Here is a 13630-nt window from a genome sequence, read left to right on the forward strand (position 1 = left end):
TCTCCGGCATCTGCCTTTCATTGCGATCATGGGCGTTGGAGCGGCACGAAGACCCAAGGCTTCATCGTCGGTCATTCGTTCAATCTGAACGTCAGCCTGTCGATCTTGCCAGTGAACCTGAAAGGTGGATCGTAGCGATACTCGATCATGGCGACGCCGGAGCGCGTATCCAGGCCGACGTCGAACGATTCGTCCTCAGGAAACGTAATTGGCGTGGTGTGATCCATCGAATTCCTGGCCACTTCCTTGCCATCCACCGTCAAGATACCCGTGCCACCCTGCCCCAATGCCGGCCCGTCCGCCTTGAAGTCGAAGACAATGGTGTGCTTGCCGACACCCAGTGCCGGCCCTTCCCATGTGGTCCGTTTGAGGTCGAGCAGGTTGTAGAGGAAGACGACCTTTCCGCTGCCGAACCCCAGTTCTCCCTTGCTGAGGAACAGCCCGTAACCGCCGAACCGCCCACCCTCGGTAACGATCATGCCTTCCGCACCGCCTTCGGGTATCTCGACTTCGGCCGTGATCGTGTAGGACTTATCCAGTATTCTCGGAGCGGCACTGGGTGGCACGCCGCTGAGTTCGCCCGAATAGGTGAATTCCGCTCTTCCCGCCGTCAGGCTCGGACGAGGCGCGTTCCAGCGGGCGAGCGTGGAGTTATCCAGCGGCAGCACATCGTGCTTTGCTGCCTCCGAATAGAACAGCGCCTGCATTTCCTTGAGCTTGTCCGGCATCTTGGCAGAAAGATCGTCGAACTGGGTGGGGTCGTCCTCGACGTTGTAGAGCTCCCATTTGTATCCTGAGATCACATCGGGAGGCGTCTTGGAGCTCAGTTCCCACGGCAGGGTCGCTGGCGTCGTCGCCGCCACCCAGCCATCGTGATAAATGGCGCGATTGCCGAGCATCTCGAAATACTGGGTCGTGCGAGCGGATGGCGCCTCGGCATTGGCCTTGTCCCATGTGTACATCATGCTCACGCCATCGAAGGGGCGTTGCTGGACACCGTTGATCGTGTCCGGCGCCTGGATACCGGTCGCCTGAAGGATCGTCGGGACGATGTCGATGAAATGGTGGAACTGCCGGCGGATGCCCCCGGCGTCGGCAATGTGGCCCGGCCACGACATCGCCATGCCTTGAGCCGTCCCGCCGAAGTGCGACGGGACCTGCTTCACCCACTTGAACGGCGTGCCCATCGCCCACGCCCAACCAGCGGAAAAATGCGGGAATGTGCGGTCCGAGCCCCAGAATTCGTACCAGAGATACTGATCCTTCACCGGCACCGGAACGCCGTTGAATGTGGTGAACTCGTTCGGCGTGCCGTTGAGCGTGCCTTCGGCACTCGCGCCATTGTCGCCGCTGATGTAGATGATCAGCGTGTCATCGCGTTCGCCCAGATCCTCGACAGCCTGGATAACCCTGCCGATCTCGTTGTCGGTATAGGCGAGGTACGCTCCATAGACGTCCGCTTGCTTGGTGAAGAGCTTCTTCTGCTCGAGACTGAGGGTATCCCATTCCGGCAGTTGCTTTGGCCAAGGTGTCAGTTTGGCATTGTCGGGCATGATGCCCAGCCGCTTCTGGTTGGCAAAGATGGTCTCGCGAAGCTTGTTCCACCCCTCGTCGAAGAGATGCATATCGCCGATCTTCTTGATCCATTCCGGCGTGGGATGGTGCGGCGCGTGGGTGCCGCCGGGCACGTAGTAGACGAAGAATGGCTTGTCTGGCGCAATCTCCTTCAGCTGCTTCATGTACTGTATGGCATCGTCGGCCATGGCCGTGGTCAGGTTCCAATCGGGCTTGCCTTCAAACGGGTAGATGGCCGTGGTGTTGCGGAACAGGTTCGGTTGCCACTGGCTCGCGTCGCCGCCGACGAAGCCGTAGAAATAATCGAAACCCATCCCGCTTGGCCATTGGTCGAACGGGCCCGCCTGGCTTGACTGATAGAAGGGCGTGTTGTGGTTCTTGCCGAACCACGAGGTGGCATAGCCATGGTCCCTGAGAATGGTGCCTATGGTGCCGTTCTCCTTGCGGATGATCGAGTCATAGCCTGGGTATCCTGTCGCCATCTCGCCAACGACACCAAAGCCGGCGACGTGATGGTTGCGGCCGGTAATCAGCGCCGCGCGTGACGGTGAGCACAGCGACGTGGAGTGAAAGTTCGTGAAACGCAGGCCTTCTTGGGCGATGCGATCAAGAGCAGGCGTCGGGACGACACCACCAAAGGTGCCGGGCGCACCAAATCCCACATCATCGGTCATGATGAGCAGCACGTTGGGAGCACCCTGCGGCGGGACGATGCGCGGGGCCCACCAGGGCTGCGATTCCGTGGCCTTTTGATTGATCACGCCGCCGAAGCTGGGATCAGGTTGGGGAAGCTGTTTGCCGTCAATCGTGATTGTGGCTTGCGGAGAGCCCGGGACGCCTTTGACTTCCTGCGCCAATCCCGAGATGCAACTGATGGCGAGAAAACCTGCGCCCCAAAGCACGCTGTCACGAATTTTCATGATGTAAATCTCCCGTGGCAGGCAGATTTTTGAATTCGCTATATTAGTTTACTCGCATATAACAATCCGAACAATGCACCAGATCAGGCCCGCGTCGCTCGCAGCCTGTGTCGAAACGAGTTGTTAAATCCCCAGCGCTAACATGAAGGACCGTTGTGCGGGGTTTTGCGTTGCTGAACAATGATCTTCATTCCTCGATACGTGCCGGAGAGCAGGATCGCCGCGACGGCTTGAAGCCCGGCAATCGCTTCCTCGGCCGCGTCGTTGCGTGCAGCGGTTCGCGCGCAACCATCGCCGCCGTCGCCGAACAGGGCGAAACGTCGCTGACCGAACTCTGGTCGGTGGGCCGGCTGATTTCGATCACCGTGGGCAGGAACCGCGTCGTCGCGCTCGTCTATTCCATGCAGACTGTCGGCTCCGAATGGGGCGAAGACACCAACAACACGTTCCGCATCGAAGTCGAGTTGATGGGCGAAGTCCATCCGGGCCCAAGCGGCCGCGAGGAGTTTTCCGCCGGCATCAGCGTTTACCCCTATCTCGGTGCGGTTGCCCACCGCATCCGCGCCGCAGATCTCGCCCGCATCTACGATTCCGGCCAGGACGATTGCTGCATCATCGGCAAGCTGACGCAGGACGAAAGCCTCGATGCGACGATCCATGTGCCGTCGATGCTCGCCAAGCATTTCGCCATCGTCGGCACCACGGGCGTCGGCAAGTCGACCGCCGTGACGCTGCTGCTCAACAAGGCGATTGCCGCCGATCCGAAGCTGCGCGTGCTGATCCTCGATCCGCACAACGAGTTCGCCGCCGCCTTCCCCGAGCTTTCGGTCGTCATCGACCCCGAAACGCTCGACCTGCCCTTCTGGTTCTTCCGGCTGGAAGAATTCGCCGAAGTCATTTTCCGTGGCCGACCGGCCGTTCCCGAAGAGCTCGACATCCTGCGCGACGTCATCCCGGACGCGAAGAAGGCCTTCAAGGGCAGCGCCGAATCCGGCCTGATGCGGCGCCAGTCGGAAAAAAGCTCGGTGACCGCCGACACGCCAGTGCCCTATCGCATCGCCGATCTGCTGGCGCTGATCGAGGAGCGCATCGGACGGCTCGAAGGGCGAAACGACAAGCCGCACCTGCGCTCGCTCAAAGTCCGGATTATCTCGGCGATCAACGACCCGCGCTACCATTTCATGTTCTCGTCGAACACGATCTCCGACACGATCCAGGATACGATCGCCAAGGTTTTCCGCATTCCCGGCGAAGGCCGGCCGATCTCCACCTTCCAGCTTGCCGGCATTCCTTCCGAAGTCGTCAACTCCGTCGCCTCGGTCCTTTGCCGCATGGCGTTCGAAATCGGCCTTTGGAGCAATGGCGGCATCCACATGCTGGTCGTGTGCGAAGAGGCCCACCGCTACGTGCCCGCCGATCCCTCGCTTGGCTTCCTGCCGACGCGCCAGGCGATCGCCCGCATCGCCAAGGAAGGCCGTAAATACGGCGTCTCGCTCGGCATCATCACCCAGCGCCCGGGCGAACTCGACCCGACGATCCTGTCGCAGTGCTCGACGGTCTTTGCCATGCGGCTTGCCAACGACCGCGACCAGGACATCATCCGCTCGGCCATTCCCAACTCGTCGATCTCGACCACCAGCTTTATCTCGTCGATCGGCAACGGCGAAGCCATCGCGTTCGGCGAGGCGGTGGCGGTGCCCATGCGCATGCGCTTCGACCGCGTCAAGGAGGAGCGGCTGCCGCGCGCCCACGGGATCACCGACCGCGTGGATGAGGACGCGCCACCGACCGTCGACATTCGCTCGATCGTCAACCGCATGCGGGCGATCACCGGCCCGAACATCTCCAGTTTCCAGCAAAGCTATCTGGCGGCCACCGACCCCGGTGAACAGGAAGAGCGGCTCTGGGCCACGGAACTGGGACCGGAGGCCCGCGACGAGCCGGCAGAGACTGACTTCGCAGAGAGCCCTGACGAAATCGAGCCCTACCGCCCCGATATGCTGCCGCGCGCACCGGAGCCCGGCAATCCGCAGCTTGAACGCTTCAATCAGATCCGCCAGCAGCTTCTGACGGAGCCCCCCGAGCCGACGACCGGTTATCGCCCGCTGTCACCCGCCGATCCCAATGCCGCCCGCCCCGCAGCGGAGCCGCGGCGCGAAGGCTCGCTGCGCGACAGCCTTCTCAAGCGCCCGCTCGGCAGCATCATCCGCAAACCCTGAGGCCGAGCGTGCCTTGGCAGGTCCTCGTCCCGGTGTCGCCCTGAAGGTGGTTCCGGGCTTGTCCGCCGGATCGTCGGCGGCTGGGACATGGCACGCGACCAAGGGCGTATTGACATCGCCAGCGGACCAATCCCGCCTGGCCAAACGGGCGCGCGGCACCGTCATGCAACCTAAGATCTGCCTCGCGTTTTCTTGCCGTTGCTAAAATACGATGACGCAGCCACACTGGACGCATCTGAGAATCATGGCCGGGGTGCACAAGAATCGATGCATGTCGGTCGATTGAGGGGGTCGATCATGCGATATGCCAGGTTGAAGTACGCCACAGCCTTGTTCGCCATATTCGCGACGACGGCGCAGGCGCAGGCGCAGGATTCGAATGCGGATCTCGCCAAGAAGCTTTCAAACCCGATTGCCTCGCTGATCAGCGTTCCTTTCCAGTTCAATTACGACCACGGCTACGGCCCTGATGACGGCAACAAGACGACCGTCAACATCCAGCCGGTCATCCCCTTTTCGCTGAACGCGGACTGGAACGTCATTTCGCGAACCATTCTGCCGGTGACGTCTCAGAACGACATCGCCGGCCCGAGCGGCTCGCAGTTCGGCCTTGGCGATACGCTGCAGAGCTTGTTTTTTTCGCCCGCCAAGCCCACCGAAAGCGGTATCATCTGGGGCGTGGGCCCGGCTTTCCTGATCCCGACGGCGACCGACGACCTGCTCGGCGGCGAAAAATGGGGCATCGGCCCGACCGTTGTTATCCTCAAGCAGGAGGGCGAATGGACCTACGGCGCGCTCGCCAACCATATCTGGTCGTTTGCCGGCAGCGACGAGCGCAACGACATCAGCTCCACCTTCCTGCAGCCGTTCCTGTCCTACACCACGCCGGACGCCTGGACTTTCACGCTCAACACCGAATCCACCTACGACTGGAAGGCGGACGAATGGAGCGTCCCGATCAACTTCAACATCTCCAAGCTGATCACCATCGACAAGCAGCCGATCAGCCTCGGCGCCGGCGTGCGCTATTGGGCGGCAGCGCCTGACAATGGCCCGGAGGGCCTCGGCGTCCGCCTGACGATGACATTCCTGTTTCCGAAGTAATGCCCGAGATCGGGCGTACCGCAATGCCGCGGCCGTCGTCGGGGTTGCGTGCCTGCGCGTGAACTCACAGCAGTTTGGGCGGCAGCAGATACAGCGTCATGGCGAAGATCAGATAGACCATCAGCATCAGCACGCCCACAAACCAAGCGGCACGACCGCTGTTCGTGACGATGATGGCCGTCATTGCGGCCACCAGCACCATGATTACTGCACCCGGCCAGAACTGCAGGTCCATCGGCGCCGGGCCGATGACGTAACTCAAAAGCACGAGAACAGGAGCAACGAAGAGGGCGATCTGGGCCGCACTGCCGAGCGCAATGCCGACGCTCAGGTCCAGCCGGTTCTTGCGAGCGCCGGAAAACGCCGAGGTCATTTCTGCGGCTGCCCCGACGAGCGCAACGACGATAAAGCCCACGAATGCGGGCGTCATTCCGAACGTCTCTGCCGCATGCTGCACCGATTCCACGAACACTTCGCTGACCAGGGCGACCGTGACCGTCACGACGGCAAGCGTAGCGAGCGCAACACTCAACGGCCAGGGAGGCTCATCCGAGGTAGCGTGCTCCGCACTGCCGAACAATTCGCGATGGCTCTTCAGGGAGAAGTACAGCCCCAACACGTAGGTGATGATCAGCAGGATCGCCAGACCGAAGCTCAGATCCTGCATGAAGTCCGGCGCCGCCGCGAGACTATCGGCTTCGGCCATTGCCGAGGGTACGATCAGCGCGATCGTTGCCAGGAAAAGCAGGCTCGTCTGCAGGCGAGCGCTGACGCGGTTGTAGTCCTGAACATGGTATTTCAGGCCGCCGAGCAGGAATGACGCCCCCAGCATGAAGAGCGTGTTGCAGACGATCGCGCCGGCCAAGGAGGCTTTTACCAGCGTGTACTGACCAAGCCGCAATGCGGCGAGCGCAATGATGAGTTCGGTCAGATTGCCGAGCGTCGCGTTGAGAAGGCTGCCGACCGTGTCGCCCGTTCTCGCGGCAACGGCTTCGGTGGCGTGGCTGAGCAAGGTTGCCAATGGAATGATCGCCAACACCGACAACAGGAACAGCAGCGTGTGCGCCTCGGGCACTGCGCTATGGGCCACCAACACCAGCGGCGCCAGAACCAGCAGCCAAAGGAGCGGAGTGTGCCGAATTTCATGCCAAAGCTGGCTCATGATACCCCCCAAAAAGCACCGAGGCGTCTCGACCGGACTGCAGACAGATGAAGAAAACAGGGCTCTGTTGTAGCGGCCCTCATTCGTTGTTTTTATCGGCTGTGGCCCTCAGCGCCTGGACGCTGACGGCGGCAACGAGACCCGTCAGAACAATCCCTGCAAGGCCAATCACGAGAGCCAAAGCGCGCGAAGACGTGTGGCTCGGTGCTAGATCTCCGTATCCGATGGTGAGACCGGTAACGAAGGTGAAATACAGGGCGTCGGTTATCCGCCAGTCTTCTATTCGCCCGATCACCACGCCGCAGCCGACCATCACACAAAGAATACCGGACAAGATCGGCCAGACAACGCCAAGCTGGCGATAGAACTCTTTGAAGAAGAAGAGTCTCGTTTGTCTGGACTTCATCGGACCCCGCCCGAGAAACGAACGCCGGTTATCCCTGCGACGATCGCCTGAAAGACATTTCCACTGATGCTGATGCCGACGACAACGTCGCTGCCCCAGTCCCCTTGCAATTCAGGGTGATCTAATGTGGCGAGATGTCAACTCTGTAACGGTTACGACAGCGTCGGTCATCGGCCGGATTTTGTGGTGCACGTTGTCGGCATGGAAGCTCTCGCGCTACCGCACACGGGACACATCGGAGGGCCAACCGACGAGTGATCTTCTTCGTTACCGTAACGTACTTGCGCAAACTCTAAAAAAGGAGATGGTGCGCCGCGTACCAACGGTGCGCACAATGCCAGAACAGCAATCGGGCTTCCCGCCGCCTGGCTCATCCAGCCGGGCTGCGCGTATTCCCGCCTATCTAATTCACGGTCACATCCATGCAACAGATGAGGACACAGATCATGATAGACCACGCTGATAGACCACACTCATTTCCAAGGTTCGAACTGGGCGCCGGAACGCGAATGGCCCTCCTCGCGACAGCCGCTGCAGTGCTGACGTTCGCCGTCCCTTGTGGATCGGCGACAGCCCAGACTGCGCCATCGGCCAAGCCGAACATTCTCATGATTGTCTCCGATGACACCGGGTTCGGCGACCTTGGACCCTATGGCGGCGGAGAAGGACGCGGCATGCCGACACCTAACATCGACAAGATGGCGGCCAGTGGAATGACGTTCTTTGACTTCTACGCCCAGCCGAGCTGCACGCCCGGCCGTGCAGCGATGATTACGGGGCGAATTCCCAATCGCAGCGGCATGACAACGGTCGCGTTTCAAGGCGAAGGCGGTGGCCTGCCTGCCGCCGAATGGACACTTGCGTCCGTTCTCAAACTTGGCGGTTACGATACCTATTTCACCGGCAAGTGGCACCTTGGGGAGGCCGACTACGCGCTACCGAACGCCCAGGGCTTCGACGTGATGAAATATTGTGGGCTCTATCACCTGAACGCCTATACCTACGCCGATCCAACCTGGTTCCCCGACATGGATCCGAAGCTGCGAGCGATGTTCCAGCGCGTGACCAAAGGCGCACTATCGGGCAGAACCGGTGAAAAGGCCGTGGAAGAGTTCAAGATCAACGGCCAGTACGTCGATACGCCGACGATCAACGGTGCACCGGGCGTTGTCGGCATCCCGTTCTTCGATAGCTATGTCGAGAAGGCCGCAGTCGGCTTCCTTGACGACGCATCCAAATCCGACAAGCCGTTCTTCATCAGCGTCAACTTCATGAAGGTGCATCAGCCGAACATGCCTGCACCCGAGTTCGAGCATAAGTCGATGTCGAAATCGAAGTATGCCGACAGCATCGTCGAACTGGACACCCGTATCGGCCGCATCATGGATAAGCTCCATGAGACCGGCTTGGACAGAAATACCCTCGTGTTCTACACCACCGATAACGGTGCCTGGCAGGATGTGTACCCTGACGCCGGTTACACGCCATTCCGTGGCACCAAGGGTACCGTCCGTGAAGGCGGCAATCGTGTTCCCGCCATCGCTGTCTGGCCGGGCAAGGTCAAGCCCAACAGCAAGAACCACGATATCGTCGGCGGCCTTGATCTGATGGCAACATTCGCCTCCGTCGCCGGCGTCGCCCTGCCGGATAAGGACCGCGAGGGCCAGCCGACCATTTTCGATAGCTATGACATGTCACCGATCCTGCTCGGTACGGGCAAGTCGGAACGCACATCCTGGTTCTACTTCACCGAGAACGAACTTTCGCCCGGCGCTGCCCGTGTCGGCAACTACAAGGCCGTTTTCAACCTGCGCGGCGACGACGGTCAGTCGACAGGGGGGCTGGCGGTCGATTCGAACCTTGGCTGGAAAGGTCCATCCAAATATGTCGCAACGGTCCCGCAGGTTTTCGATCTCTGGCAGGATCCGCAGGAGCGCTACGACATCTTCATGAACAATTATACGGAGCGGACCTGGACGATGGTAACCATCAGCGACGCGATCAAACAGCTGATGCAAACCTATGTGAAGTATCCGCCGCGCAAGCTGCAGAGCCAGAGCTACGCCGGTCCGATCGAAATCTCGAAATATGAGCAATTCCAGTGGATGCGCGATCAGTTGTCTAAAGAAGGGTTCACCTTATCAATGCCGACAGGCAACTAAACGCACTCCCCGGTGAGGTCTGAGGAAGAGCGAGAACGGGCCGTTGTGCTGACGACTAAACGTCCCCGCACCGAACGACAAAGCCGCCGAGACCGGCGGCTTTACGCTGCAAATCTGAATTTCCTCCCAACAAATTCAAACGCTTATCGTCAACTGACTGCGCGATCGCCCGCCCCGAGTTCAAAGTAACTCGGCAGCATTCGCGATGCGCTGCCAGCTGTCGTCGAGCTGGTTGCGAAACCAGGTCATCTGGCGCTTCGCATATTGCCGGGTCGCGGCAGAGCCGGTCTCGATCACCTCGGCCTCATCCATCTCGCCGCGCAAGAGAGCTGCAATCTGGCTGACACCGATCGCCTTCATGACAGGCATATCCGGACCGAGGTTCAACGCCATGAGCGCACCCACCTCGTCGATAGCCCCACCTGACAGCATAAGGCCGAAGCGGCGGTTGATGCGCTCATGCAGCACCTGGCGATCCGGCAGAACCACCAGCTTTCGCGCGCGCTTTGGATCGATGATCTCAGGGCCGTTTTTCTGCTGGTAGACACGGATCGACTGGCCGGTCGCCTCCATCACTTCGAGCGCGCGCACGATGCGCTGGCCGTCGCCGGGCTTCAGCGCCTCTGCCGTTTGAGGATCGCGCGCGGCAAGCTCGCCATGCAGCCCTTCCGGCCCCTCCTGCCTCAGCCGCTCACGCAACTGCTCGCGGATGGCTGGTGGAATTTGCGGCATGTCGGCAAGCCCGCCGGTCAGCGCCTTGAAATAGAGCCCGGTGCCGCCGACGAAGACGGGCAGTCGGCCGGCCTTGCGCAGTTGGTCGACCAGCGCTTCGGCCTCGCGCAGCCAGGCACCGGTCGAATAGGGCTCCCCCGCCGGCACATGGCCGTAAAGACAGTGCTCGACACCACCCATGTCGGCCTCGTCAGGGCGGGCGGTCAGCACCCGCAAGGTATCATAGACCTGCATGCTGTCGGCGTTGATAACCACGCCACCATGCCGGCGCGCCAATTCGACCGCAAGCGCGGACTTGCCGCTGGCGGTCGGCCCGGTTATCAGGATCGCGTCCGTATCGGTTTCAAGGTTGTTGTCCATGGCTCTCGTTGCCACGCTTATCGCCAATCCGTCAAATCCTGTTCTGACGCCAGCGCTCGCGGAAGCCGCCGCTGACGCCGTCAAGGCATCCGGCCTCTATTGGCTCGCCGACGGCATCGCCTGCGACCTCGCGCTCAGGGACGGCACAGACCCCTTCGCCGCCGAGGCGGCGCTACGCGGCGCACTCAACGGCGTGGCAGTCGACGTCGCTGTCCAGGACGCCGACACAAGGCGCAAGAAGCTTCTGATCGCCGACATGGATTCCACCATGATCGGCCAGGAATGCATCGACGAGCTTGCCGCCGAAGTGGGCCTCAAGGACAAGGTCGCCGCCATCACAGCCCGCGCCATGAACGGCGAGATCGCCTTCGAGCCGGCGCTGATCGAGCGCGTCGCGCTTTTGAAGGGCCTGCCCTCGAGCGTCGTCGGCGATGTCATCGCCCGGCGCATCACGCTGACGCCTGGCGGCCCCGAGCTGATCGCCACCATGAAGGCGAAGGGCTATTACACCGCGCTCGTCTCCGGCGGCTTCACCGTCTTTACCGGCCCCGTCGCTGACATGCTCGGCTTCCAGGAAAACCGCGCCAATACCCTGATCGAGAAGGACGGCACCTTGACCGGCGAAGTCGCCGAGCCGATCCTCGGCAAGCAGGCCAAGGTCGACGCGCTCATCGACATCGCAGGCCGCCTCGGCATCTCCACCGACGAGGCGCTTGCCGTCGGCGACGGCGCCAACGACCTCGGCATGCTGCAGCTCGCCGGCACCGGCGTTGCGCTCCATGCCAAGCCCGTGGTTGCCGAGCAGGCGAAGGTGCGCATCGACCATGGCGACCTCACGGCCCTCCTCTATCTGCAGGGCTATCGCAAGACCGATTTCGTGCGATGATCGTCTCGGAAACCGAGCGGCTGCGCATCCGCGCCTGGAGGGAGACCGACCGCGATCTCTTCTTCGAGATCAACAACGATCCCAGAGTGATGGAATTCTTCCCCCATCGCCGCAGCCGCGAGGAATCCGATGCACTGTTCGACCGCGTCGGCCGCGGCATTACAGAAACCGGACTTGGCTTCTTCGCAGTTGCCCTCAAGGCGGACGATCGGCCGATCGGTTTCTGCGGTCTCGCTTACACCGACCTCGACCCTTTCCTGCCGAAAGGCACGGTGGAGATCGGTTGGCGGCTTGCCGTCCCCTTCTGGGGCAAAGGGTATATCACCGAGGCGGCGTTCGACCTTCTCCGCTTCGGCTTCGAGGAAAAGGGCCTGCGTGAGATCGTCTCGTTCGCCATTCCCGAGAACAACCGCTCGACGGCGGTGATGGTCCGCCTCGGCATGCACCGCGACCCCACCCGCGACTTCAACCACCCACGCATCCCCGCCGACAAACCTGAGCTCGTTCGCCACGTTCTTTATGCGATGACACGGGCGGACTGGCAGGCGCAGCCGGCAAAAGCCGGGACGTGATCACGCCGCAACGCCGGTAAGGTTTCTCGCACACGCTCCATCCGCATGCCGCCCTGCGCTCATCGCTTGGGGCTTGCCCCTCACTGTCCTGCCGGACATCTCTCCCCGCAAGCGGGGAGAGAGACGCTGGGCGTGACGTTGCCGGCCTTCATAGGCGTATTCACCCTCAGAGATGGCGCCACTTGCCACCACCGTGCGCCACTGTGTGTGGCGGCGGAGAGTTCCAACTGCCACCCACTCGACGTGAACAATAGCCAGTCCATAGCGCCTGCGAGACGGTCACGACGATCGCCCTTCTGCCGCGCGCGGGGAGAAGGTGCCGGCAGGCGGATGAGGGGCAGCCTCCCCCACCACCCTCGCTGAGGAATCAGCGCTCGCGCCCTACCCCCGGATAATTCTTCTCGACCCAAGCAGCGAACGACTGCGCTGCCTGCGACAGCGCATCAAACCGCCGCGCCACCAGAAAGAAGGCACCGTAGGGCACCGAGATGTCGAACGGCTGCAGCAGGCGTCCAGTCTTGAGCTCGTCACGCACATGGTCGCGGTCGATCAGCCCGACGCCGTTGCCGCGTAGCGCCGCCTGCAGCACCATGGCGCCATCGGCAAAGATCGCGCCCCGCTCGATGCGAACCGGCCCTGCCCCGGCAGCGGCGAACCATTGCTGCCATGCTTCGCGGTTGTCCTCGTGCAGGAGAGCATGCTGCAGGAGATCGGCAGGCGTCGACAACGGCCGGCCGGACCGCGAAAGCTCCGGCGCAATCACCGGGATCATTTCCACCTGAGCAAGTCTCCGCGCCTCGACGCGCGGCCAGGACGAGAGGTTCAAGCTGTGGCGGATGGCGATATCGGCGTCACCGCTGCGAAACCCCACCAGCCGGGGATCGGCGTCGATCACCAAGTCGATCTCGGGATGCTCGCCCTGGAACTCAGCCAGATGCGGCAGCAGCCAGCAGCCGGCAAAGGATGGCTCGGCGCTGACCTTCAATATCTGGCTTGCCTTGCGGCCTGAGAGCGCCTCCAGGCTGTCTCCGACCATGTCGAAGGCCGACGTCAGCACCGACAGCAGCGACCGCCCCTCCGCCGTCAGGCTGACGCTGCGATGCCGACGCTCGAACAGCGGCCGACCGACAAGGTCCTCCAGCTCACGGATCTGCCGGCTGATGGCCGCCTGCGAGACAAAAAGCTCGCCGGCAGCCAGCGTGAAGCTTTCGAGCCGGCCCGCCGCCTCGAAACTCCGCAACGCTGTCAGGGGTAGGCGGCCGCGCTTCATGCATAACCTCAAGTCATCCGAAGCAGACTGTAAACTCGTTTGAGCGCTGGCGGCAAGTGCGTTGAAATGAAGGACAGAAAGGAGGATCCGGCCATGTACGCCATCCTCGAGACCCTGATCGACGCCCTTCGCCTGATGACTTTTCAACCGCCAGGGCGCCAGAAACACGGCAGCGGTTCACACGCGGCATCGGGCGCATGCCGAGGCTGCAGCAGCGACTGATCACTCCGGAGCACCACGCCCGCTGATCCATGCCGACTTC

10 protein-coding genes are annotated in these 13630 nt (G+C 61.8%); 5 read left to right on the forward strand and 5 right to left on the reverse strand.

Features of this window, described 5'->3' with window-relative positions; all coding sequences use genetic code 11:
- Positions 1-71: 71 nt before the first annotated feature.
- Complete coding sequence (locus LPJGGPFB_RS14540) at positions 72-2495, reverse strand: arylsulfatase (RefSeq protein ID WP_173420546.1); 2424 nt, start codon at positions 2493-2495, stop codon at positions 72-74.
- A 170-nt stretch (positions 2496-2665) separates the two neighbouring features.
- Between LPJGGPFB_RS14540 and LPJGGPFB_RS14545 the strand changes: the two genes are divergently transcribed.
- Both LPJGGPFB_RS14545 and LPJGGPFB_RS14550 read left to right on the forward strand, forming a co-directional pair.
- Positions 2666-4714 carry an ATP-binding protein gene (locus LPJGGPFB_RS14545; RefSeq protein ID WP_173420547.1) on the forward strand — a complete coding sequence of 683 codons (2049 nt, stop codon included), beginning with the start codon at positions 2666-2668 and terminating at the stop codon, positions 4712-4714.
- A gap of 297 nt (positions 4715-5011) precedes the next feature.
- Entirely contained in the window at positions 5012-5818 is an 807-nt protein-coding gene (locus tag LPJGGPFB_RS14550) for a transporter (protein WP_173420548.1), read from the forward strand.
- 64 nt (positions 5819-5882) lie between these two features.
- On the opposite strand, the gene cax is transcribed toward LPJGGPFB_RS14550, so the two are convergent.
- Positions 5883-6980, reverse strand: coding sequence for a calcium/proton exchanger (gene cax, locus LPJGGPFB_RS14555; RefSeq protein WP_173420549.1), 1098 nt, complete (start codon positions 6978-6980; stop codon positions 5883-5885).
- 79 nt (positions 6981-7059) lie between these two features.
- On the reverse strand, positions 7060-7386 hold the full coding sequence (locus LPJGGPFB_RS14560) for a potassium channel family protein (RefSeq protein WP_173420550.1): 327 nt from the start codon (positions 7384-7386) through the stop codon (positions 7060-7062).
- A gap of 608 nt (positions 7387-7994) precedes the next feature.
- Here LPJGGPFB_RS14560 and LPJGGPFB_RS14565 point away from each other — a divergent pair.
- Positions 7995-9548 (forward strand): arylsulfatase, encoded by a 1554-nt coding sequence (locus tag LPJGGPFB_RS14565; RefSeq protein ID WP_234902905.1) that lies wholly within the window; start codon positions 7995-7997, stop codon positions 9546-9548.
- A 180-nt stretch (positions 9549-9728) separates the two neighbouring features.
- Here the strand turns inward: LPJGGPFB_RS14565 and miaA are convergent, their stop codons facing one another.
- A complete protein-coding gene (gene miaA / locus LPJGGPFB_RS14570; protein WP_173420552.1) occupies positions 9729-10640 on the reverse strand; it encodes a tRNA (adenosine(37)-N6)-dimethylallyltransferase MiaA in 912 nt (303 codons plus the stop codon).
- On the opposite strand from miaA, the gene serB reads away from it, so the two are divergent.
- Both serB and LPJGGPFB_RS14580 read left to right on the forward strand, forming a co-directional pair.
- Positions 10639-11526 carry a phosphoserine phosphatase SerB gene (serB, locus tag LPJGGPFB_RS14575; RefSeq protein ID WP_173420553.1) on the forward strand — a complete coding sequence of 296 codons (888 nt, stop codon included), beginning with the start codon at positions 10639-10641 and terminating at the stop codon, positions 11524-11526. The genes miaA and serB overlap by 2 nt on opposite strands.
- The gene (locus LPJGGPFB_RS14580; RefSeq protein WP_173420554.1) at positions 11523-12098 is read left to right on the forward strand and encodes a GNAT family N-acetyltransferase; all 576 of its coding nucleotides are present in this window, start codon (positions 11523-11525) and stop codon (positions 12096-12098) included. Before serB ends, LPJGGPFB_RS14580 begins: the two co-directional genes overlap by 4 nt.
- Before the next feature lie 367 nt (positions 12099-12465).
- Here the strand turns inward: LPJGGPFB_RS14580 and LPJGGPFB_RS14585 are convergent, their stop codons facing one another.
- Positions 12466-13368 carry a LysR substrate-binding domain-containing protein gene (locus tag LPJGGPFB_RS14585; RefSeq protein ID WP_173420555.1) on the reverse strand — a complete coding sequence of 301 codons (903 nt, stop codon included), beginning with the start codon at positions 13366-13368 and terminating at the stop codon, positions 12466-12468.
- Positions 13369-13630 lie beyond the last annotated feature (262 nt).

The organism is Ensifer adhaerens (assembly GCF_013283195.1).
Classification (GTDB): Bacteria; Pseudomonadota; Alphaproteobacteria; order Rhizobiales; family Rhizobiaceae; genus Ensifer; species Ensifer adhaerens_G.

Coding starts and splice junctions, on each gene's coding strand:
- miaA (WP_173420552.1), bottom strand. CDS start 10,640: ATGGACAACAACCTTGAAACCGATACGGACGCGATCCTGATAACCGGG.
- LPJGGPFB_RS14540 (WP_173420546.1), bottom strand. CDS start 2,495: ATGAAAATTCGTGACAGCGTGCTTTGGGGCGCAGGTTTTCTCGCCATC.
- LPJGGPFB_RS14565 (WP_234902905.1), top strand. CDS start 7,995: ATGATTGTCTCCGATGACACCGGGTTCGGCGACCTTGGACCCTATGGC.
- LPJGGPFB_RS14550 (WP_173420548.1), top strand. CDS start 5,012: ATGCGATATGCCAGGTTGAAGTACGCCACAGCCTTGTTCGCCATATTC.
- LPJGGPFB_RS14560 (WP_173420550.1), bottom strand. CDS start 7,386: ATGAAGTCCAGACAAACGAGACTCTTCTTCTTCAAAGAGTTCTATCGC.
- LPJGGPFB_RS14585 (WP_173420555.1), bottom strand. CDS start 13,368: ATGAAGCGCGGCCGCCTACCCCTGACAGCGTTGCGGAGTTTCGAGGCG.
- serB (WP_173420553.1), top strand. CDS start 10,639: ATGGCTCTCGTTGCCACGCTTATCGCCAATCCGTCAAATCCTGTTCTG.
- cax (WP_173420549.1), bottom strand. CDS start 6,980: ATGAGCCAGCTTTGGCATGAAATTCGGCACACTCCGCTCCTTTGGCTG.
- LPJGGPFB_RS14580 (WP_173420554.1), top strand. CDS start 11,523: ATGATCGTCTCGGAAACCGAGCGGCTGCGCATCCGCGCCTGGAGGGAG.